Consider the following 22,154-nt stretch of genomic DNA (forward strand, 5'->3'; position numbering starts at 1 on the left):
TTCTTACTCTTGAAGTCAAAAGAGCCACCTTAGACAGATGACTCTTTCGTTGTGTTTATTCTTCTGATTTCTTCTTCACATTAATCCATATTTTTTGAAATACATATTCATTTGGATCAACAGGATATTCTAGTCTTTCACCATTAACTTTTATATTTAAGCTTGGCGCTGAGCCAACTTTTATATAAATTCGGTCTTCACTAGATAAATCAAACTCTTGTGGTGAATTAGAAGGTGTAACATTTTGAGCAAAATATGCTTTACCTTTTCCATTTTCCACTTGGAGATAACTCTTCGCTTGGGCACCACCTGTTGATTCAAAGGTAACCTTAACGCTCTCTGCATTCGTTAATTCGAAGGTAGATTGAGGAGTAGATCCACTTCCTTTTTCTACCAGATTCAATGAACTAGAAGGAGTAGCTTCCTCTTGATTTTCTCCATCAGTCTCTTCACTAGTTTTTTCAGACTCATCGTTATTCTGTCCTTCTTCGCTATCGGACTCCTTAGCCTGATCACTTCCGCCTTCATTATCCTGCTCATCAGTAGAAGCGTCATCGTTCGCATTAGCACCATCTTCATTACTATCACTATCATTTTTCTGATATGATACTTCATCTCCAGCTTCTTGTTCGTCCTGTGTACCATCCTGATCATTACCGGTTAATGCTTTTTGAGTAAATACGTAGGCTACCACTACAATACCAATAATCATTAACGCAATAATGAATTTAGGGAAAAAGGACATGACAGCTGAACCTTTGTTGGAAGTTTCGTCCTTATGACGTTGCAACCTTGTGTATTGTACATATTCTTCTTCACTGGAAGAAGGTAATTCGCCTTTATGCTCTTCCATTAATGCTTCAGGATCTAGCCCTACTGCTTCCGCATACTGTTTTATAAAAGCTCGGGTGTAAAATTTACCTGGCATGATTCCAAAGTTGCCTTTTTCAATTGCTTGAAGGTACCTTGTTTGAATCTTTGTTTCTTTTTGGATATCTTCCAACGATAAATTTTTGGCTTCCCGTGCTTCTTTTAATCGAGACCCGATTTCCATTTTTTAACACCATCCATTTTAAAAGTCAAACATGGAAAAGCCCTCATCTTGTTCGAATTCTGGCTTGTCAACTGTTTCGTAAGTTATTTCTTCATCATCACTATTGCGCAATTCAATAATGTAGTCAAAGTCATCTAATTTGTATTCAGTGGTTCGAACAAACATGTCTGGGTGTTCAACCACTTTTGTCGCCGGTAGTCTCATAATTTCTCTAACAAGTTGCCAATGTCGCTCATTTGCCCTTTTGGTGGACACAATACCATCTAATATATAGAGCGTATCAGGAGAATACTCATCCTCAATTAATTGGCTTCTAATGGTCTGTTTTAATAATGTACTTGACACGAATAACCATCTTTTATTCGCAGAAACGCTTGCTGCTACAATAGATTCTGTTTTACCAACCCGAGGCATTCCACGGATACCAATCAGTTTATGACCTTCTTTCTTAAATAACTCTGCCATAAAATCAACAAGTAAACCTAAATCTTCACGAACAAAACGAAAGGTCTTTTTGTCATCAATATCACTATGTATATACCGACCATGTCGAACGGCTAAACGATCCCTAAGCTTAGGGCGTCGAAATTTAGTAAGACTTATGGTTTCCATCGTTACTAGTATCGATTTCAACCGATTGATTTGCTCATCATTCTTGCATAACAACAGCATACCTCTCCTAGAATCTTCCACCCCATTGATCGTGACAATATTGATGGAAAGCATTCCTAGTAAAGAGGAAATATCTCCTAACAATCCAGGACGGTTGTTCTGGATTTCGTATTCTAAATACCATTCCTTTCTATCCATATCACAACTCCTTTCTCTTTAACAGGTGCGATGGTAAAGGAAAATATGAATACATACTATTACCATAATAAATGATTTTCATTTATTATAAAAGGACAATATCAGGGTTTGTGCAACGAATTTCCAAAAAATTTAATCTTATCCCAATCACTTTATAAGCACATACCCTAAAAGAAGTCTATAAAAACAACCGTTTGTTAGATATTGCTATCTTAGTTCCATTATCGCCCCATTATCTTGAATACTTGGATTCGAGATATTATGGGTGGATAGATGTTTCCGTTGCTTTAATGAGAGAATAGATGAGCCGGGAAATAGCTCGCTTTCCTGCGGACGAACGGTCGAGTCTCCTCGGGCCAAAATGTGGCCCTGTGGGGTCTCGACACATCCGTTTTTCCGCGGGAGTCTCGCCATTTCCCGGCCCATCTTTGCGTGCATGTGGTTTAACGGAAACATCGCCAGGCTAGAGTGGGACGTTCTGGATATTGGTTTTCACGAAGAAAGGAATAGTACATGACACTAAGTGATGCTATGCGGACATTTAGTCTCTTATTCCTCGATTTAAAGGCTATTTTGCATTCGTAACGGACATCCAGTACGCTATTTAGCCTAAATCACCTTAAAGTAGTGTGTTTTTTCACAAATAAGATACTATATGTCCGTTAACCTCTCCAAAAGAGGTTTTTACTGAAAATAAGGTACAGTATGAAGCTGTCTATTAACTGTGGAAACCATCCACCGATATAATTTTTGGAGTTAATAATGGTCAAAGCAACCCCATAATTAGGCTTTTTTTAGAGTGATATACCTATTTTTTAACCTAATAACCATGAAATTGGAGTGAGTTTGAATGAGACTCAAACTTATCCAGAGTAAATAGACACCTTCAGTATGACCGTTAGCAAATTTCCTACTTATTTGTGCATGTCCGATTACAAAACTTCGGCAGGTATGGGTGGGAAATGGGGAGACTCCCGCGGGAGAAAGAGGTCGGCGAGATCCCCTGAGGGTGCATTTCCCCGAAGGTAGCTGTGATTTAGGGGAGGTTCAACTAAGAACGTGACAACGTTGAACTATCCTACGTCGTGTAGGGCAGCAGGACACGAGCCGTTTCCCACCCATCCCTAACCCTTTTTATGTATCGGAACCACTCCCTCCCCAATAATATCTCGCACCCAAGTCTTCAAAATAATGTTTCGATACTTGAATGAACTACTTAAAACTAAATTAAAAAGCACAAAAAATAAACAAGAGGGGAATGAATCCCCTCTTGTTTATTTTGTACCTTCGTTTTGGACCAATTTCACCATCATGTTTGCAATCATGTGTTGCTCTTCTTCTGATGCAACGTTCCATAAATCACGAAGGACAGCTTCTTGATCGTTTTTAGCATCCACTTGTGTTGCTAAGTACTCTCCTACTTCATAGGCAAGGTTCGAAACAGTTTGGTCATTCATTCCGTCACCTTGAGCTTGATGAAGTCGATCTCCCAAAAAGTCTTTCCAGGATTCAAAGTTATCTAATACAGACATTTGATTTCCTCCTTATTGAACAACTTACAATGTTATCTTTTGATAGCTTGTTGTCTTTTATACATCAATAAGGAAAACTTTTGCATAGTTAACCGCTCCACGCTCCATTGACATTAATGAGCTGACCTTGAATATAGGAAGCATCCCTTGAAGTTAAAAAACTTGCTAGTGCTGCAACCTCTTCTGGTGTACCAAATCTTCCTAAAGGAATCTCTTCTTGTATAGAATCTCGTTCTGTTTCATGTATATGATTGTTCATCTTAGTATCAATATAGCCAGGGCGAATACCATTCACTTGAATACCTGAAGGTGCTACTTCTTTAGCAAGAGCTTTTACAAAGCTATCCTGTGCACCTTTCACAGAAGAATAAATCACTTCACAGCTCGCCCCTACCTCTCCCCAAATGGAAGAAATCAGAACAATATGTCCTGATTTTCTTTGTATCATGGAAGGGAGAAGATGCTTTGTTACTACCCATGGGGTTTTAACATGAAGATGATACATTTCATCCATATCTTGATTTGTTACATCTTGGTACAGTTTATATAGGTTCTTCCCACCTGCAAATATGACTACTTCAATAGGTAATGTAAGCTTCTCACAGAACCCTTCAATTCCACTTGGAGTACTTAAATCCGCTTGTATGATTTGTAGAATAGATTTTTCAGGTAACTCTACACTCAAATCGGAAATAGCTTTCTCATTTTGTTGGTAGTGAAGGATTAAGCTGTATCCTTTTTCAGAAAATTTCTTCGCAATGGACTGTCCAATCGCACCACTTGCACCAACAATTAAACATACGCTTTGCATACTTCTACCTCTTATTCTTCAACTGGTCGAATTTCACAAACAGCGATTCGTTCTTCATCAATCCATTCTTGCAAATGATCGATGACATCTTGTTTCGTTAACTGTTCAATAACAGGAAGTACTTCGAAGAGGTCTAATCCTAAATGACGATAATGAACGAATGTGGTTGCAATAAATTCTAACGAGTTCATGGAACGTAGGAATTGTCCGATGCGTTTCTTCTTCATACGATCAAATTCTTCATCCGTTAAAGAACGCTCCTTTAGTTCATGAAGCATTTCTTTGACACGAGTTTGGAATTTTTCAGGCTCGCGCGTATTCCCACCTAATATGGTAAACCCAAACGTCTTATCTAAATGTGTTTCAAACGAGAAACTGTCGTCGATTAAATCTTCCTTATAGAGCTTCTCGTAAAATTCTCCACTTTTAGAGAAGAAATGGTCTAATACCATACTTTTTATCATATCTGTTTTTAAGAAATTCTCTGAAGTTAGATGCTCTGTATCCTCTTTCACACCAACCATACACTTCGCTACAGAAACAGGCATTTCAATGACTTTATGTTTCTCTGCAACGGTCTTAGGTTCTTCGGGATAAGAACGCTTAATATCATCTTTTGGAGCAAACTCTTTAGCGTTTTGATTTTCTTCAATTAGTTTCATCATATGTTCTGGATCAAAATTCCCTGCCATAAAAAAGGTCATATTGGAAGGGTGATAGAATGTGTGATAACACGTGTAAAGATCTTCTTTTGTAATGTCTTGGATAGAATCAACTGTACCTGCGATATCTACTTTAACAGGGTGATTTTCAAACAAGCTTTGGATGGTACCAAAGAAAGATCTCCAATCGGGTTGATCATCATACATACGTATCTCTTGAGATATTATCCCTTTTTCTTTTTCAACAGACTCATCAGAAAAGTAAGGATCCTGCACAAAATCAAGTAAGGTCTTTACGTTCTCATCGATATTACTAGTACCTGAGAATAAATAGGCAGTGCTAGTGAACGATGTAAATGCATTCGCTGAAGCTCCTTGCTTTGTGAAATCATGAAAAACATCTCGATCCTCTTTTTCAAATAACTTATGCTCTAAGAAGTGAGCAATTCCTTCAGGTACACTTACTTGCTCGTTCTCACCAAGTGGAGTGAATGTTTGGTCGATAGAGCCATACTCTGTTGTGAAGATAGAAAAAGTCTTAGCCATTTCTTGTTTTGGTAAAAGGAAGACCTCTAAACCATTATCTAATGTCTTTGTATATAGTGTTTCTTGAATTTGATCGTATTGTTTTTTATTCATGATGGTCCCCTCCCTCTTGTTTCGTCAGGAAGTACGTAGTATCTAACTGAATTTTTTCAGCAACTCGTAATACATCCTCTTTTGTTACCTTTTTAACTTCTTCAATCATTTGATCTGGGTTAATAAATGCACCTGAGATTACTTGATGATATAGTACTTCGATTAAACCATGTTGATTATCCATTGTTTCTAATAGTTGATTCACAATTAAGCTTCTCGTTTCGGCTACTTCCTCTTCTTCAAATTCCCCTTGCTTCATAGCATCCATTTGCTTCATTATAATGTCTTTTGCTTGATTATAATCATTTGGATCAATTCCACTGAATACAAGCAATAATCCTTTATGACTTTCAAATCTAGATGCTGCATAGTAGGCTAAGCTATGTTTTTCACGTACGTTCATAAATAGCTTAGACGAAGGAAATCCTCCAAATAATCCATTGAATACTTGTAAGGCATAATAGTCATCATCACCGAATTGGATACTTGTACGATATCCTAAATGTAATTTACCCTGTTGGACATTTTGTTTCTCTACAATCTCTTTTGGCTCTTCCGGTCCTTGTTGCTTACCAGACTGGACTTTAGCATTCGGTAGAGCATCTTTTCGAGTAAAACTTTCTTGGACAATAGATTCCACTTCTGCTTCATCAAATTGACCTAATATATATATATCCATTTTATCTTTATTAAGCATGTACTGATAATACTCATAAAGACTAGTACTTGTAATACTTGAGAGATCCTCTTCATATCCATGCACGTGAAAACGATACGCTTCATCTTCACACATTTCATCTAACAAACGAGTATTAGCATAACTCATTTTGTCATCTTTTAAGGAACGGATTTTTTGAGTTAACGTTTGTTTTTCCCGATCAATAACACTCTCTTCTAATCCGCCATTTTCAACCTTAGGATGAAAGATAATCTCCTCCATCATCTTCATACCTTTTTTCAATAAGTCTGTTTGGTTTGATAGAAAGTCATCGTTTGCAACTTCCATTCGGAACGTCATGACATGGTGTTCCCCTTTTTTGGAAGCATCAACACTAAGAACAGCTCCATATAATTCATCTAGAGCTGTACGAAAAGAGCGTGCTGTTGGGTATTGCTCAGTAGCTTGTTGTAGTACATAAGGGAGCAATGCCCTTTTTGTAATTGAATCCCTTTCTAAGGGAGCTTTAAATTTTACAGCAATTGTATTTGTCTTATATTTATTACTTGGTATGATATGTAAATCATATCCTTGTCCTTCATACTTCTTTTCCATCACACGTGACATACCTTTTCCTCCTTAAAATCACATACTTCTTTTAACATAGCATTTCTTAAAAGAAGAAAAACTATCCAATTAAATATGTATTTTTCCATTGTATCGTTTTTTTAAGTGTTATGCGAATTTTAAATGAACTACTACTTTCTAAACTTATTCCACGAGGATTTATAAATTCCTTTAATATTTATAAAGAAAACCGTTATTGTCCTATAACCAAAGTTAATGCTCCAACAAATACAAAATACGAATACGTATTGAGTGTAGTCAGTATTTAGGGAAGACACCGTCTTATCATTATTATGTAAGTATGGTATATACAAAAAAAGAAAGGATATCCCTTAAAAATACGAGAAATCCTTTCTTAACAATTTCTACATTAACGACTTCCTTTAATGTAAGGAGTTCCAATTGCTTTTGGTGCATCAGCGCGACCAATGAACCCTGCTAGTGCTAAGATTGTTAATACATAAGGTGCTATGAGTAAGTACACTTGTGGAACATTTTGAAGCAATGGTATCGTACTGCTCACTACACTCAGACTTTGGGCAAAACCAAAGAACAATGCTGCTCCCATAGCTCCTAAGGGATGCCATTTACCAAAAATCATTGCTGCTAGCGCCATAAAGCCTTGTCCACTTATCGTTGCATGGGAAAAATTCATAGCAATCGTCAAGGCATAAACGGCTCCACCAAGTCCACCAAACGCACCGGATAACATAACACCAATATAGCGCATACGACTTACGTTAATACCATTCGTATCAGAAGCCATTGGGTGTTCTCCTACAGAACGCAAACGTAATCCAAAAGGTGTCTTATAAATGATAAACCAAACTAGAAATGCTAATAGAATAGCAATATAAGAAGTTCTATACCCCGTGAAGAACATAGGACCAATGACTGGAATATCGCTTAGCAACCAAAGGTCTGCGGTATAGAATGGTTTTTCTACCATATCAGTTTGTCCTTTTCCATACCATTGATTTACTAAGAATAAAGATACACCAAGCGCAAGGAAGTTCAAGGCAACGCCGCTTACAACTTGATCTGCACGAAAAGAAACAGATGCTACAGCATGTACTAAAGAAAAGATGGCTGAAATTATTATAGCTATTATTATAGCTACCCAGGGGGTTAAATTCCCGAATTGAATGATACCAAGCCAGCTTAGAAATCCAGGTGCAGATTGATCAAACCACACGTCTAAACTTTGTAGCGGACCAGCTAGTGTTAAGTTTGATACAATCGCAACAAAGGCACCCATAACCATAAGCCCCTCTAAGCCTATATTCACTACCCCAGAACGCTCACTAAACACACCACCAAGAGCTGTGAAGATAAGAGGTGCAGCAAAGAAAATAGCGGCAGGGATAATGGATTGTAAAATATCAATAATACCCATTTTATTTCCCCTCCTTTTTCGAACGTTGTAGGAACCAGCGAATAATATAACTTGATGCAACAAAGAAAATGATTAATGCTACGACAATATCAACTAGTTCTTTTGGCACGCCAGCAGAGGGCATATTAAGAGCGCCAACTTTTAATGTACCAAATAGAAAGGCACCTAGTACCGATCCTAATGCTGTATTACCCCCAAGCAACGCAACAGCAATACCATCAAACCCTATATTGGTAAATCCTGAGTTGACTGACATGAACTGAAAGGTCCCTAAACCTTGCATTGCTCCTGCAACACCAGCGAAAGCCCCTGAAATGACAAAACTCAAGACGATATTTCTGTCTACATTCATTCCGGCATATTTTGAAGCATTTTGGTTAAAACCAACAGAACGGAGTTCGTACCCTTTAGTGGTCTTCTCTAAAATAAACCACATAAGGAAAGCACCAATTAATGCAATCAAAAACCCATAATGCAACCTTGAAAATGTAAGTTGAGTCAACCACTCTGAAGCCAATGAAGCACTTTCTGCTACATTTTCTGTTTTATCTTCATTATCTGTTATGACAGACCTAATTATAGCGTTACATGTATATAATGCAATGTAATTCATCATGATAGATACGATGACCTCATGGACTCTAAATTTTGCTTTTAGAAATCCTGGGACAAATCCCCATAACCCTCCAGCTACAGCTGCTGCCAAAATCGCAAGAGGTAGATGTAAAATCATCGGTAAATCCAACGCAACTCCTACCCAAACCGCAGCGAGCCAACCAACGAACACTTGACCTTCCACACCTATGTTAAAAAGACCTGTTCGAAAAGCAAAAGCTACAGCTACTCCAGAAAGAATATATGGAGTTACTTTTACAATTGTTTCCCCAGTAAAATAAAGATCTCCAAAAGCTCCATTCCATAATGCGGCGTATCCACTAATCGGATTATAACCAAATAGCAACATTATGATAGCACCTGCAATCAACCCTAAAATAACGGATATAACAGGTATGACAATGTTATAAAAACGACTTGCAAACATTATAGCTCACCTTCTTCCTGTTTCTTACTTCCAGCCATAAGAAGGCCAAGCTCCTGTTCAGTTGTTTCCTCTGGTTTAACATTTGCAACAATATGACCATCAAACATGACTGCTATACGGTCACTAACATTTATGATTTCATCTAATTCAAACGATAACAATAAAACAGCCTTACCCTGGTCCCTTGCTTCAATCAATTTCTTATGAATAAATTCAATAGCACCGACATCCAGTCCTCTTGTAGGCTGGGCTGCGATAAGTAAATCTGGTACACGATCCATTTCCCTGCCGATAATTGCTTTTTGTTGATTACCACCTGATAAAGCCCGAGCAAGTGTGTATTCACTTGGGGTGCGTACATCATATTCCTCTATTAAACCTTTTGCTTTTTTATATATTTCTTTATAATTTAAAATACCATTTTTGGAATAAGGTTCTTTATAATATGTTTGTAGAACCATATTTTCTCCGATTGGAAAATCTAACACCAAACCAAATTTATGACGGTCTTGTGGAATATGAGATACACCAGTTTCTGTGACATTACGGGGAGAAAGATTCGTAATGTCATTCCCTTTTAGCGAAATTGAACCTGCTTCTGACTTTCTAAGACCCGCTATGGCTTCAATAAGTTCACTTTGGCCATTTCCATCCACTCCAGCAATTCCTACAATTTCTCCAGCTTTCACATCTAAATCCAAATTTTTAACCATTTCTACGCCTCTAACATCTTTCACTCTGAGATTGCGTATATGTAGAATATCTTCCTTAGGTTGGGCTGCTTCCTTTTCTGTAGTAAAGCTTACTTCGCGTCCTACCATCAATGAAGCAAGCTCATTTGTTGTTGTCTCTGATACATTTACTGTACCAATTCCTTCGCCTTTTCGAATGACGGTACAACGATCGCATACTTCCATAATTTCTTTTAGTTTATGAGTAATGAGAATGATTGATTTCCCTTCACTAATAAGCGTTCGCATAATTTGAATTAGTTCATGTATCTCTTGAGGAGTTAATACAGCAGTAGGTTCGTCAAAAATAAGAATATCTGCACCACGATAAAGTGTTTTCAAAATTTCTACTCTTTGTTGCATCCCAACAGAAATATCTTGTATCTTTGCAGTTGGATCAACCCTTAGCCCATATCTTTCGGAAATTTCCTGAACCTCTTTTTCCGCTTTTTTTATATCAACTTTACTTCCTTTTTTAGGTTCCATCCCTAAAATGATGTTTTCTGTTACCGTAAACGTATCGACTAGCATAAAGTGCTGGTGAACCATGCCAATCCCTAATTGATTCGCGACATTCGGATCAGTTATATTAACCGGTTCCCCTTTCACTTTAATTTCTCCTTTTTCTGGCTGATAAAGACCAAATAATACATTCATTAATGTGGATTTTCCCGCGCCATTTTCCCCTAATAGTGCATGTATCTCACCTGGCTTCACTTGTAATGTGATGTTGTCATTGGCAACGATACCTGGGAATTCCTTACGAATGTTTAACATTTCAATAACGTATTCCATTATTTCTCTCACTCCTTAATCCCTAAGTCGAACTACCTAAAAACATCTGCAATTTCTCTCTTTACTAAGAAATCAGCAAATGAAAAGTAACCATATATTCTATCTTTTCATTTGCTGATTTCAGTTAGATAGAAGAAAAAGAAAAAGGCTAGACGAGCTAGCCTTTTTCTTTCAAACAGTGACCAGATCTTAAAGTGAATCTAAATATGTCTGTAATTCTTCACGAGTGCTTGGTACTTCAATATCACCATTCGTAATCTTCTGTTTCCACTCATTAACGGAATTACTAATTTCTTCTGTATAAGCTTTTTCGTTTGTTGTTGCTACACTAATCGCATCATCATCAAGACCATATTTAATTACACCAGATTGGAAGTTTCCATTCATAGACTTAGTAGAAAGGTCTTGAACAGCGATGTCTACGCGTTTAACCATTGATGTTAATGTAACGTTATTATCACCTATTTGTCCTTCTTCATATTGGTCACGGTCTACACCGATAACCCATACATTAGCTTCAGGGTCATTCTTCTTAATATCTTTAGCCTGGGCAAACACACCATTACCAGTTGCACCAGATGCATGATAAATCACATCAGTACCTTGCTTATACATATTACTTGCAATCAACTTTCCTTTATCGGCTTTATCAAATCCACCTGCATATTGAACTTCTATTTCAATGTCTTTATTTACAGATTTGACACCAGCTCGGAAACCGCTTTCAAACTTCTTAATTAAGTCACTTTCTGTTCCGCCAACGAAACCAACTTTATTAGATTCCGTTTTCATTGCAGCCGCTACACCTACAAGGAAAGATCCCTGGTGTTCTTTAAAGGTGATGCTCGCAACATTATCTCCTTCAACTACACTGTCTACAATTGCAAATTGACGATCAGGATAACGTTCAGATACTTGAGAAATGGCATCATTTAATTTATAACCAATTCCAAAAATGAGATTGAAGTCATTTTTAACTAATCGAGTCAGGTTGTTTAAGTAATCAGCATCAGACTCTGATTGAGCATAATCAAAACCACCTTGACCTTTTTCCAAGCCATTGTTGCTACCAAATTCTTGTAGACCTTCCCATGCAGATTGGTTAAATGATTTATCATCGACTCCGCCTACATCGGTAACCATAGCTACACTAAAGTCACTATTACTCTCAGATTCAGTGCTTTCTTCTGATCCTTCATTTCCGGATTCAGAACTATCATTTTGATCTTCTGATCCTCCATCCTCATTGCTACTAGCTGTGTCATCGGAAGTTCCACAAGCTCCTAATACTAATCCAATTGTAAGTAATAAAGCAAAAATCATAAAAAAACGTCGCTGTTTCAATTTGATTCCCCCTATGCTTAATTAAACAAATCTAAATATCCAACATTTTCAGAAACATAACTCAATTTTTGTAAACCACCTCCTTAAAATTTTGTTAAGGTTTTGAAAGCCTTTTCATATAAATAAAAATTTTTTACATTCTTTTTCGCAAGACATGAAAACCAAATTTATCTGCTCTGAAATAATTACTAGAATACAAGATTGGCTCGTCATCTTCTGTGTAATGCATCTGCTTTAGCAACAACATAGATTGACCAGGTTCACAGTTTAAAATGGAGGATATCCTCTCTTGAAACCCGACAGGCTCAATAAATGTAACTGCATAGGTAATTCTCTTGCCACTATATTCTTCCAATAAATTAAATAGAGAACCTTCTTTGTGCAAGTACTCCATTGGAAGAAGATGTTTTGGTATTTTATCTACACAATAAACAACCGGGTCTCCATCAGCGCTACGAACACGTTCTATTTTTGCCAATGAGTTTACATGTAATGGTTGGAATTTTTTTGTTTCTTCTTCTGTAGGTTCAACAATTTCGGTAGATAAATACTGACTTGATGGAACCATTCCAGCACGGGCAATCATATCTGTCACACTAAACAGTTCTTCTATACCAGAAGAAAATACTGGTTTGGCATTCACAAATGTACCTACTCCATGCCTTCTTGTTACAACATTTTCTTCTTCTAACAACCTCAAAGCTTCCCGGAGTGTTGCTCTTGAAACACCTAGTTTCTTAGATAACTCAAATTCAGATGGTAATTTTTCGCGTTCTTTATAAAGTCCACTATCAATGTCTTTCTTTATTTGATCGATTACTTGTAAATATAAATGTCTTGTGTCTGTTTTTATACTCATTTTGTTCACTCCAGCTCTAGTCGATGTGAGAGATCTGACATCTGACGTTCGACTCATCTAGTTCGAAATTAATATAACACTTTTACCGACATAAATAAATAGAATTCTACTATTTTTTTGAAAATAGAACAAATGGTGATATTTTAAGCATAGATAATCTGACTTTAATATACTTTTAATCCTTCAGTGGTAATTTGAAGCATTACTAGGGAAGCATACTAGTCGCTTGGCGCTGGAGCTCGACGTGGCCACATCACTTATCAAAGTTATCCACAAACTTTACCCGTTTATAGTATGCTAGACAAAAAAATACAGCCTAAATCTATAATGGATTTAGGCTGTTGCAAATGTGTGATTATTCTTTACTAGTTAGTCTGTATCCCATAAAACCTAAGAAGATTGTTCTTCGCTCTGTTTTGAAACAAGTACATCCCTTGGTTTGCTACCACCATATGGTCCGACAATATTTCTGTCTTCCATAGCATCAATTAATCTTGCTGCTCTTGTGTAACCTATTCTAAATCTACGTTGCAGCATCGAAACGCTGGCACTTTGCATTTCAACAACTAATTGGACTGCATCATCATACAAATCATCGTCTACTTCTTCTGTCTTTTCAGGTTCTTCATCTGGGATCATTTCTTCTTGATATTGTGCTTTTTGTTGTTCCACACAATGATCAACAATACGTTCAACTTCCTCATCAGAAAGGAAAGCTCCTTGCACACGAGTTGGTTTAGATGAGCCAACTGGAGTAAATAGCATATCCCCTCGCCCAAGGAGCTTCTCTGCGCCACCAGTATCAAGTATCGTCCTAGAATCGGTAGCTGACGATACACTAAAAGCAATTCTAGATGGAATGTTAGCTTTAATCACACCGGTAATGACATCAACAGAAGGTCTCTGGGTGGCGATAATTAAATGAATCCCTGCCGCTCTTGCCATTTGTGCTAAACGGGTGATAGCATCCTCTACTTCATTTGAAGCAACCATCATCAGGTCTGCTAGTTCGTCTACTAGTACTACGATATAAGGCAGCTGAGGCTGGCTTTCATTATTTTCTTGATTATACTTTTTCACATATTCATTGTAACCTTCAATGTTTCTTGTACCTGTATCAGAGAATAATTCGTATCTACGCTCCATCTCATCAACTACTTTTTTCAAGGCACGAGAAGCCTTTTTAGGGTCAGTAACAACGGGGCTAAGTAAATGTGGAATTCCGTTGTACATATTGAGCTCAACTTTTTTAGGGTCAATCATCATCATTTTCACTTCATGGGGTTTTGCTCTCATAAGAATACTAGTGATGATTCCATTGATACACACACTTTTACCGCTTCCTGTAGCTCCAGCCACTAGCATGTGAGGCATTTTATTTAATTCTGATACCACAGACTCCCCCGCAATATCACGCCCAAGTGCAAATAGTAGTTTAGAGCTTGTATTTTTAGTATGTGATTCTAATACCTCTCGTAAAGAAACTGTAGCAATTTCCTGATTTGGCACCTCTATACCTACAGCAGATTTGCCAGGTATAGGAGCCTCAATACGTATATCTTTCGCTGCTAACGCAAGAGCAAGATCATCGTGTAAATTAACAATTTTACTTACCTTAACCCCTACATCTGGATATACTTCATATTTTGTTACAGATGGTCCAACGTGTACCTTGGTTACCTTAGCCTTTACTCCAAAACTATGGAAGGTTTGTTCAAGTTTTTTAACAGTAGCTTGAATCTTGGATCTTTCTTGTTGCTGCGCATTATGAGTTGGTTCTGCCAACAAATCCATCGAAGGCAATTTATAATCAAAATTTTCAATTTCTGTAAGTGGGAGTGATTGAGAAAACTGATCATCTTCTGTTATTTGTTCCGAATGATTACCTGTTTCCATAGAAGCTTGTACGCTCTCATCTGATTTAGAATCGCTATTTTGATTCGACTGAGTACCATATGCCACATCAGTAAAGTCTTGGATTATTGGCTCCGCGCTTTCTCCCTCCATCGAATAGGAGGTTTCCTGTTCGTCAGGTCGTTGTTCCGCTTGAGTAGCTTGAGATTCTTCTTTTTGTTTCTTTCTTTCTGCTTTCTTTTCACTGTAATCTTGCTTTTGATCTTTTATTTGCTCCCATTGCTTTTGGAAAAATGCTCTCATTTGTTCGATTACTCTTTGTAAGAAATTTCCCAATGATATTTCAGTTAAAAACAAGACCCCAACTATCATTGCGAAAAATGCTACAATTTTTGCTCCTGTAGGGGCAAATAAATAATAAGTAAACGCAAATAATGATGCTCCAATCATTCCGCCACCTAAATGGGTTGAAGGCAGGTCTCCTGCTAGATAAGCACCGTAATGATTCCATGTTGTCCTAAGAATAGAAGGCTCCACATTATCTCTCATAATTTCTTCAAAGCTTTGTACGTGTGTAAGTAACAAAAGGGAAGCGAAAATGATATAAAATCCTATAAATCGTTTATGTAAGAATGTAGGCCATTTCCGTTGTATCATTAAATAAATTCCTACTATAGACAAAAATACAGATACAATAAAGTACCAAATGCCAAAGAAAAACTGAAATAGATGCTCTAAAGAACTAGGTATTGCTCCTCCAGCAATAGCACTTGCACCACTGCCGAATACCGCTAAAAACAGCAAGAAAAGACCAATTAGCTCAAACTTCACTTGATCTTTCATTTGTGTTTGTTTTTTGTTATTCCGTTTTCGTTTCTTTTTCGCCATGATCTCACCTCTGCTCCCATTAGAGAAAGCAGCCCAAACGGCTGCTCTCATTATTATTATATCACAGGCATGAGGTTTATAAATACATTATCACTCCTGAAAATCTTGCAATGATAGGATAGTTCCAGGAATGAAATCTGTATCTAAGTAATCTTGGGGATCTGTTGATAGCAATTGTGTAATTTGAAAATTTCCATCATCCATCTTTTGTACCTTCATGGTTCTGCCTTTTAGGGAAATAATTTTATTGTTTTCATAGCTAGATGGATCATCCTCGATGATATCAAATTCACTTAAGGGTGTGTAATGTATCATTGAATCATCGACCCTTCAGATTGTTGATCCTTGTTTGAATCAATCATTTCTTTTAGCTTTTTCATAGCGTGACTTACTCCCCCTACTTCATTGATTAAGCCATACTTTACTGCATCATCACCGATTACATTGGTACCTATATCTCTAGTTAAATTTCCTTTTGCAAACATTAAATCCTTTAACTTCTCTTCTTCAATATTCGAATGTGATGTAACAAAATCAAGCACACGCTCTTGCATTTTCTCCATGTATTCAAATGTTTGCGGAACACCAATGACCAATCCATTCATACGAACAGGGTGAATGGTCATAGTAGCTGTCTCAACAATATATGAATAGTCCGTTGCAACAGCTATTGGAACACCTATTGAATGCCCTCCACCCAATACAATTGAAACACTTGGTTTTGATAACGAAGCAATCATCTCGGAAATGGCTAATCCTGCTTCTACATCTCCACCTACTGTATTAAGTAAAACAATTAAACCTTCAATTTTAGGGTTTTGCTCAATGGCTATAATTTGTGGAATAAGATGCTCATATTTCGTTGTTTTATTTTTAGGTGGTAACTGTACATGGCCTTCTATCTGACCAATTATCGGTAATATATGGATGTTTGAGTCAGGAGCCTGTGCCACTTGACTCTGACCTAACTGTTGAATTTTTTGCATTAATGCCTTGGCCTGGCTTTGATCTTCCTGTCCTTCTTTATTCGGTTCTTCCTCATTTCTCATCTGAATCGCTCCTTTTACATAGCTTTAAGTGTAGTATGAACTATTTAACAAGAAGCATACTCAGAAAACATAATGAAATTTCGTTACATAATAGAGAACAAAAGCTCAGGGAGCGCAGGTAGCGACGTATATACTGCGGCCCACATGATGTGGGTTGGTTCGATGTTGCTACGTGATGTAGCGGTCTTAATCGAACATCCTTTAAAACCGTATGAGATAAAGGAAATACGAAGAGCATTAGCGATTCGATGTTGACTTATCGTAAGGAGGTGCAGGAAGTTTGCTAGTCGCTGGGCGCTGGAGCTGGACGTGGCTACTTCACTTTTTGAGTTATACACAAGCGTTGAATTTTATAATTTTCGCTAGATGATAAAAAAAGCTTCCCTAAAAAGGGAAGCTTTCGAAATTTAATTAAGATAATAGTTGAGATAATGTAGTACGCTGATCCGATGTTAACGGAAGTAAAGGTAATCTAACGCCACCTACATCGACCCCTTTTAATTGTAAAGCTGTTTTCACAGGGGATGGAGAAGGTACCATAAAGCATCCCTTCATTATTGGAAGTAATTGTTGGTGTAATTTTGCGGCTTTAGATGCATCTCCATCTTCAACAGCTTGAAGCATCTCTTGCATTTCATTACCAATAACATGAGCAGATACTGAAACAATCCCTGATGCACCAATAGAGAAGGAAGGTAATGTTAAAGTATCTTCTCCGCTATAAACAGAAAAGTCATCACCAGTTCTAGAGATCATTTCTGTCATAGCATCAAGATCGCCACCAGCGTCTTTAACAGATACAATATTCTCCACTTCAGAAAGTCGAACAATCGTGTCAACTTCCATCGTAACAACTGAACGTCCAGGTATGTTGTAAAGCATAACCGGTAGTTTCGTCTCAGCTGCAATCGTTGAGAAGTGTTGATATAGACCTTCTTGGGTAGGCTTATTATAGTACGGCGCTACGAGCATGATGCCGTCTACACCTGTTTGCTCTGCTTTTTTTGTTAATTCAATAGAAGCATGTGTATTATTACTACCTGTACCAGCTATAACTGGCACGCGCTTATTTACTACTTTTACAACATGCTTTAGTAAGGCCACTTTTTCTTCAGAGGTCAACGTTGGTGATTCACCAGTAGTACCTGCAACGACCAAACCGTCTGATCCATGATCAATTAAATAATTAACAAGGTTCGATGTTTTATCAAAATCTATATTTCCACGGTTATCGAACGGAGTAACCATAGCAGTGAGTACTCTACCAAAATTCATGGCATCCTACTCCTTTCAAATTTTATTCTCCAAGTTCAAGTTCAAATGTTTTGTGTAGGGCGTTTACGGTTTTCACTAAGTCTTCATCTTTTATCAATACCCAAATTGTCGTGTGGCTATCTGCAGATTGAAGAATTTGTACTCCTTCATTCGTTAACGTATGAACAATCTTTGCAGCAATACCAGGAACACCTGTAATACCCGCGCCGACTGTAGATACTTTTGCACAGTTATAAGAGATTTCAGGCTCATAACCAATATCTTCCAGAATAGCTTTTGCCTTTTCTGTAAACATTCCCGGTATTGTGTACACTACACCTTTAGGAGAAATGTTAATAAAATCTACAGAAATACCCGCTTCAGCCATTGATTTAAATACTTCCGATTGCAACTGGTATGCTTCATCTTTAGCATGGACTTTAATCTGGGAAACACCGGAAAGGTGAGCAATTCCTGTTACTGGACGATCCGGAATATCCTTTCCCTTACCATCACTTCTTGAATTCGTGACTAATGTCCCGTAATCATTCTTATATGTTGAGCGTACCCGCATAGGAACTTTAGCCTGCATCGCAATCTCTACTGCTCGAGGATGAACAACCTTAGCTCCTTGGTAAGCAAGGTTTACAATCTCATTGTAAGTCATGACAGCAAGTGGTCGAGCTGCTTCCACTAAACGTGGATCTGCTGTCATAATTCCTTCAACGTCTGTAAAAATATCAATGTATTCTGATTGTAAGGCTGCACCAAGAGCTGCCGCTGAAGTATCACTACCACCACGACCTATTGTAGTAGTTTCTCCAGTAAGCGTTTGACCCTGAAAACCTGCCACAACTACTACATCTGTTGACTGAAACTCCTCAAAAATGCGCTCAGGGTTCATTTCTTTGATTTTTGCTTCTGTGAAGTCATCACTGGTAACAAACCCAGCTTGAGCACCTGTTAAAGCTTGTGAACGAATGCCCTCTTCATTTAGGGAATTCGAAAAAACCACAGATGAAATAACTTCCCCACAAGAAGTTAGTAAATCCTCTTCACGTTTTGATACATGATGGTGTGGATACTGGATTAAATCAAGTAAAGTATCAGTGGCATAGGGATCTCCCTTACGCCCCATTGCTGAGACAACCACAACGACTTTATACCCTTCTGTGACTGCATTTTTCACATGCGAAATTGCTTGCTTACGTCCCTCTTCATTCCGAACAGAGGTCCCTCCAAATTTTTGTACCAGGATCTTCATGCTGACACCTCATCGTTCATCTTTATTTCTGTTGTAACCAATCATTCTTAACAATACTTTCTGCTATTTGTACAGAATTCCAAGCAGCACCTTTTAGTAGATTATCAGATACTACCCAAAGATGGAAGCCATTTGGCTGATCAAGATCTTTACGGATACGTCCAACGAAGACATCACGCTTACCTTCAGCATTTAATGGTGTTGGATACACTTGATTAGCAGGATCATCCTCTAGTGTTAGACCAGGCGCATTAGCTAACTTACTTTGGAACTCATCTACTTTTACGTCATCTTGATCAATTTCAATATATACGCTTTCTGCGTGAGAAGTAAAGATAGGCAGACGAACACACGTTGCCGCAACATGTAATTCATCAGCATGCATGATTTTCTTTGTTTCATTGATCATTTTCATCTCTTCAAAGGTATAGCCATTTTCCTCAAATTTATCAATCTGTGGAAGAGCATTAAATGCAATTGGATAATGGTGCTCATCACCTTTTACAGGTAAAATTTCAGGAGTGTACGTTTCTTCATTTAAGAATGCTTCACTTTGATTACGTAGTTCATCACTTGCTTCATTTCCAGCACCTGATACTGCTTGGTACGTAGAAACAATAACGCGTTTTAAACCGTATGCATCTCGAATAGGTTCGAGTGCTGCTACCATTTGAATGGTAGAACAATTTGGATTGGCGATGATACCTTGATGTTTTTCTATATCTGCTTCATTCACCTCTGGGACCACTAGTGGCACATTAGGATCCATACGATAAGCACTTGTGTTATCTACTACAACAGCTCCACGTTTAACCGCTTCTGGTGCAAGTTGTTTAGAAATAGAGCCACCAGCTGAGAATAAAGCAATGTCTACGCCCTCAAAGCTTTCTGGCGTAGCTTCTTGTATTGTAATTTCTTTATCCTGAAAACGAACCGTTTTACCTGCGGATCGTTTAGATGATAATAACGTTAAGGTTTCAATAGGGAAGTTACGATCTTCTAATGTCTCTAGCATCTTTTGACCTACAGCCCCTGTTGCTCCAACGATTGCTACATGATATTTCTTTTGTTCAGCCATAATTGTTTCTCCCTTCTCCTCACGTTTAATACTTTATACTAGTAAATTTCATTGTACCATATACTAAAAAAAACGTGATACCATCAAGTCGCATTTTAGCTGGATCTTTCAATAATAACAGGCTGGATTTGTTTAAATTCAAGAGCTGCTTCAATGGTTTCTGGAATCTTTTCCATGTCAGCTACCATCGAGTTTGGCTTTTTTATAAAGTTATCTTGACCAAAAGGTACAAAGAAAATATTCTTTGTCGCCATCAAGCGCATAAGATTTTGCCCATTGAGCCCTAAAATATCATTAGAAGAAACAGCTAATACTACCGGGTTTTGATTACGTAATGTTGCTTTAGCTGCCATTAATACTGGGGAGTCTGTTAACGCATTAGCCATCTTACTTAATGAATTTCCAGTTAAAGGAGCAATCACCATACAATCTAATGGTCGTTTCGGACCTAGTGGCTCCGCTTCGGGTATCGTACTAATTAATTTTTCTCCAGTAATTTCTTCAATCTTCTTTAAATGATCTGCAGCATCACCAAAATACGTATCCGTTTTCTGGACAGTATAAGATACCACTGGAACAACCGTTGCCCCTGCTTTTATTAACTTTTCCATTTGAGGGAATACCTCTGAATACGTACAATGAGAACCTGTCAAACCAAAGCCAATCACTTTACCTTTTAAAGACATTACTCATTACCCCTTTCCCCTAATTCTTCTATTAACACCTGAGTAATCACATTTGCCAGAATGCTACCTGCTGTTTTCGGAGCAACAATTCCTGGAAGACCAGGAGCTAATAAGGCTTTAATTCCTCTTTTTTCAGCGTATCGAAAATCAGTTCCACCGGGTTTAGAAGCCAAATCTATAATCAACGTACGGTTTGGCATATTTTGTATGACTGCTGCTGTAACCACTTGCGCAGGTATCGTGTTAATCATAATGTCACAGTCATGGCTATACTGTTTTAAGTCTTTAATAGAAAACGATTCAAGTCCCATTTCATAAATACGTGCCAGGTCTTCTGATTTACGTGCTCCTACCTTTACTTTTGCACCTAATGAAGCGAAGGTTCTAGCGACGCTCATCCCCACCCTCCCAAGTCCTAATACAAGTATTGTGGAAGAGTGAATTGTAAAGTCTGTATGTTGAATAGCCATCATAATTGTTCCCTCAACTGTAGGGATTGAATTGTATATCGCAACATCATTGCGATCGAATAACGGTATTAATGTACGATTGGTCTCTTGAGTTACATTTGTTAAATAATTGTTGGTTATACCAGTAAATAACAAACAATGTTCAGGAGTTTGTTCCAACCATTCTTTCGTTAGTTGAATAGACTGATTAGAAAAGATTGTATCAATATCTCCTTGTAAGTTTGTTCCTGGTACAGGTAAAATCATAGCATCCAGTTCTTTTGGATCTACATCACTTAATGCTTCTTGCTTAGCACCTGTAAAACCATGATCTAACTGATCAAACCCTATCAAATGTAACGTAGCGTCTAATTCACTCAATCTTCGAATTACCTCAAGCTGACGAGCATCGCCACCAAGAATTGCAATTGAATAACCGGTCAACATTCATATCACCTCACCTTACACCTAAATAACTCACTCGATTCTCTCATATCCTATGACTACCATGGCAAAAGGTGAATGTCCTAATTAAATGCACAGGATCCGGCTATTTCAGCTTTTTATGTATGTTCAATCATTACGTTACCATGACATAGCTTCTCTTAAACGAAGCTATTTTAAAAAAGGCTATGTTAAAGTTTGTTGTTGATATAATCATGAAATAGTTTT

Annotated in this window: 19 protein-coding genes; all 19 read right to left on the bottom strand. The window is 37.6% G+C overall.

The window, feature by feature from the left end; all coding sequences use genetic code 11:
• Positions 1–55: 55 nt before the first annotated feature.
• The 19 genes from N782_RS06295 to dpaA all read right to left on the bottom strand — a co-directional run bounded on the left by N782_RS06295 (position 56) and on the right by dpaA (position 21,929).
• Entirely contained in the window at positions 56–1,054 is a 999-nt protein-coding gene (locus tag N782_RS06295) for a helix-turn-helix domain-containing protein (RefSeq protein WP_036817545.1), read from the bottom strand.
• Positions 1,055–1,072: 18 nt separating this feature from the next.
• Positions 1,073–1,864 carry a DUF3388 domain-containing protein gene (locus N782_RS06300; protein ID WP_036817549.1) on the bottom strand — a complete coding sequence of 264 codons (792 nt, stop codon included), beginning with the start codon at positions 1,862–1,864 and terminating at the stop codon, positions 1,073–1,075.
• Positions 1,865–3,138: 1,274 nt separating this feature from the next.
• The gene (locus N782_RS06305; RefSeq protein ID WP_036817550.1) at positions 3,139–3,396 is read right to left on the bottom strand and encodes a DUF3243 domain-containing protein; all 258 of its coding nucleotides are present in this window, start codon (positions 3,394–3,396) and stop codon (positions 3,139–3,141) included.
• An 88-nt stretch (positions 3,397–3,484) separates the two neighbouring features.
• The gene (gene ymfI / locus N782_RS06310; RefSeq protein WP_036817552.1) at positions 3,485–4,207 is read right to left on the bottom strand and encodes an elongation factor P 5-aminopentanone reductase; all 723 of its coding nucleotides are present in this window, start codon (positions 4,205–4,207) and stop codon (positions 3,485–3,487) included.
• A gap of 11 nt (positions 4,208–4,218) precedes the next feature.
• Positions 4,219–5,508: an EF-P 5-aminopentanol modification-associated protein YfmH gene (yfmH, locus tag N782_RS06315; protein WP_036817554.1), complete on the bottom strand. Its 1,290-nt coding sequence runs from the start codon at positions 5,506–5,508 to the stop codon at positions 4,219–4,221.
• Entirely contained in the window at positions 5,501–6,793 is a 1,293-nt protein-coding gene (gene yfmF / locus N782_RS06320) for an EF-P 5-aminopentanol modification-associated protein YfmF (protein WP_036817556.1), read from the bottom strand. Before yfmF ends, yfmH begins: the two co-directional genes overlap by 8 nt.
• A gap of 370 nt (positions 6,794–7,163) precedes the next feature.
• Positions 7,164–8,189 (bottom strand): ABC transporter permease, encoded by a 1,026-nt coding sequence (locus N782_RS06325; RefSeq protein WP_036817558.1) that lies wholly within the window; start codon positions 8,187–8,189, stop codon positions 7,164–7,166.
• A gap of 1 nt (position 8,190) precedes the next feature.
• Entirely contained in the window at positions 8,191–9,231 is a 1,041-nt protein-coding gene (locus N782_RS06330; protein WP_036817560.1) for an ABC transporter permease, read from the bottom strand.
• Positions 9,231–10,757: an ABC transporter ATP-binding protein gene (locus tag N782_RS06335; protein WP_036817562.1), complete on the bottom strand. Its 1,527-nt coding sequence runs from the start codon at positions 10,755–10,757 to the stop codon at positions 9,231–9,233. The genes N782_RS06330 and N782_RS06335 overlap by 1 nt, the downstream gene beginning before the upstream one ends.
• Positions 10,758–10,946: 189 nt before the next feature.
• Positions 10,947–12,101, bottom strand: coding sequence for a BMP family lipoprotein (locus N782_RS06340; protein WP_036817564.1), 1,155 nt, complete (start codon positions 12,099–12,101; stop codon positions 10,947–10,949).
• Between the two features lie 133 nt (positions 12,102–12,234).
• Positions 12,235–12,960 carry a GntR family transcriptional regulator gene (locus tag N782_RS06345; protein WP_036817565.1) on the bottom strand — a complete coding sequence of 242 codons (726 nt, stop codon included), beginning with the start codon at positions 12,958–12,960 and terminating at the stop codon, positions 12,235–12,237.
• A gap of 390 nt (positions 12,961–13,350) precedes the next feature.
• Positions 13,351–15,702 carry an FtsK/SpoIIIE family DNA translocase gene (locus N782_RS06350; RefSeq protein WP_036817566.1) on the bottom strand — a complete coding sequence of 784 codons (2,352 nt, stop codon included), beginning with the start codon at positions 15,700–15,702 and terminating at the stop codon, positions 13,351–13,353.
• Positions 15,703–15,792: 90 nt separating this feature from the next.
• A complete protein-coding gene (locus N782_RS06355) occupies positions 15,793–16,017 on the bottom strand; it encodes a YlzJ-like family protein (protein WP_036817573.1) in 225 nt (74 codons plus the stop codon).
• Positions 16,014–16,751 carry a ClpP family protease gene (locus N782_RS06360; protein WP_036817575.1) on the bottom strand — a complete coding sequence of 246 codons (738 nt, stop codon included), beginning with the start codon at positions 16,749–16,751 and terminating at the stop codon, positions 16,014–16,016. The genes N782_RS06355 and N782_RS06360 overlap by 4 nt, the downstream gene beginning before the upstream one ends.
• A gap of 411 nt (positions 16,752–17,162) precedes the next feature.
• Positions 17,163–18,026 carry a 4-hydroxy-tetrahydrodipicolinate synthase gene (gene dapA, locus N782_RS06365; RefSeq protein ID WP_036817577.1) on the bottom strand — a complete coding sequence of 288 codons (864 nt, stop codon included), beginning with the start codon at positions 18,024–18,026 and terminating at the stop codon, positions 17,163–17,165.
• Positions 18,027–18,048: 22 nt separating this feature from the next.
• On the bottom strand, positions 18,049–19,269 hold the full coding sequence (dapG, locus tag N782_RS06370) for an aspartate kinase (protein WP_036817579.1): 1,221 nt from the start codon (positions 19,267–19,269) through the stop codon (positions 18,049–18,051).
• A gap of 22 nt (positions 19,270–19,291) precedes the next feature.
• Positions 19,292–20,347: an aspartate-semialdehyde dehydrogenase gene (gene asd / locus N782_RS06375; protein ID WP_036817581.1), complete on the bottom strand. Its 1,056-nt coding sequence runs from the start codon at positions 20,345–20,347 to the stop codon at positions 19,292–19,294.
• 95 nt (positions 20,348–20,442) lie between these two features.
• Complete coding sequence (locus N782_RS06380; RefSeq protein ID WP_036817582.1) at positions 20,443–21,033, bottom strand: dipicolinate synthase subunit B; 591 nt, start codon at positions 21,031–21,033, stop codon at positions 20,443–20,445.
• On the bottom strand, positions 21,033–21,929 hold the full coding sequence (dpaA, locus tag N782_RS06385; RefSeq protein WP_036817583.1) for a dipicolinic acid synthetase subunit A: 897 nt from the start codon (positions 21,927–21,929) through the stop codon (positions 21,033–21,035). The genes N782_RS06380 and dpaA overlap by 1 nt, the downstream gene beginning before the upstream one ends.
• Positions 21,930–22,154: the final 225 nt, after the last annotated feature.

Origin of the sequence: Pontibacillus yanchengensis Y32, assembly GCF_000770635.1 — a bacterium.
Classification (GTDB): Bacteria; Bacillota; Bacilli; order Bacillales; family BH030062; genus Pontibacillus; species Pontibacillus yanchengensis.

What these genes read in the sequence shown, in the direction of transcription:
- dapG (WP_036817579.1), bottom strand. Translation starts at nt 19,269, where the DNA reads ATGAAGATCCTGGTACAAAAATTTGGAGGGACCTCTGTTCGGAATGAA.
- N782_RS06295 (WP_036817545.1), bottom strand. Translation starts at nt 1,054, where the DNA reads ATGGAAATCGGGTCTCGATTAAAAGAAGCACGGGAAGCCAAAAATTTA.
- dapA (WP_036817577.1), bottom strand. Translation starts at nt 18,026, where the DNA reads ATGAATTTTGGTAGAGTACTCACTGCTATGGTTACTCCGTTCGATAAC.
- asd (WP_036817581.1), bottom strand. Translation starts at nt 20,347, where the DNA reads ATGGCTGAACAAAAGAAATATCATGTAGCAATCGTTGGAGCAACAGGG.
- yfmH (WP_036817554.1), bottom strand. Translation starts at nt 5,508, where the DNA reads ATGAATAAAAAACAATACGATCAAATTCAAGAAACACTATATACAAAG.
- dpaA (WP_036817583.1), bottom strand. Translation starts at nt 21,929, where the DNA reads ATGTTGACCGGTTATTCAATTGCAATTCTTGGTGGCGATGCTCGTCAG.
- yfmF (WP_036817556.1), bottom strand. Translation starts at nt 6,793, where the DNA reads ATGTCACGTGTGATGGAAAAGAAGTATGAAGGACAAGGATATGATTTA.
- N782_RS06345 (WP_036817565.1), bottom strand. Translation starts at nt 12,960, where the DNA reads ATGAGTATAAAAACAGACACAAGACATTTATATTTACAAGTAATCGAT.
- ymfI (WP_036817552.1), bottom strand. Translation starts at nt 4,207, where the DNA reads ATGCAAAGCGTATGTTTAATTGTTGGTGCAAGTGGTGCGATTGGACAG.
- N782_RS06325 (WP_036817558.1), bottom strand. Translation starts at nt 8,189, where the DNA reads ATGGGTATTATTGATATTTTACAATCCATTATCCCTGCCGCTATTTTC.
- N782_RS06360 (WP_036817575.1), bottom strand. Translation starts at nt 16,751, where the DNA reads ATGAGAAATGAGGAAGAACCGAATAAAGAAGGACAGGAAGATCAAAGC.
- N782_RS06330 (WP_036817560.1), bottom strand. Translation starts at nt 9,231, where the DNA reads ATGTTTGCAAGTCGTTTTTATAACATTGTCATACCTGTTATATCCGTT.
- N782_RS06335 (WP_036817562.1), bottom strand. Translation starts at nt 10,757, where the DNA reads ATGGAATACGTTATTGAAATGTTAAACATTCGTAAGGAATTCCCAGGT.
- N782_RS06355 (WP_036817573.1), bottom strand. Translation starts at nt 16,017, where the DNA reads ATGATACATTACACACCCTTAAGTGAATTTGATATCATCGAGGATGAT.
- N782_RS06300 (WP_036817549.1), bottom strand. Translation starts at nt 1,864, where the DNA reads ATGGATAGAAAGGAATGGTATTTAGAATACGAAATCCAGAACAACCGT.
- N782_RS06305 (WP_036817550.1), bottom strand. Translation starts at nt 3,396, where the DNA reads ATGTCTGTATTAGATAACTTTGAATCCTGGAAAGACTTTTTGGGAGAT.
- N782_RS06380 (WP_036817582.1), bottom strand. Translation starts at nt 21,033, where the DNA reads ATGTCTTTAAAAGGTAAAGTGATTGGCTTTGGTTTGACAGGTTCTCAT.
- N782_RS06350 (WP_036817566.1), bottom strand. Translation starts at nt 15,702, where the DNA reads ATGGCGAAAAAGAAACGAAAACGGAATAACAAAAAACAAACACAAATG.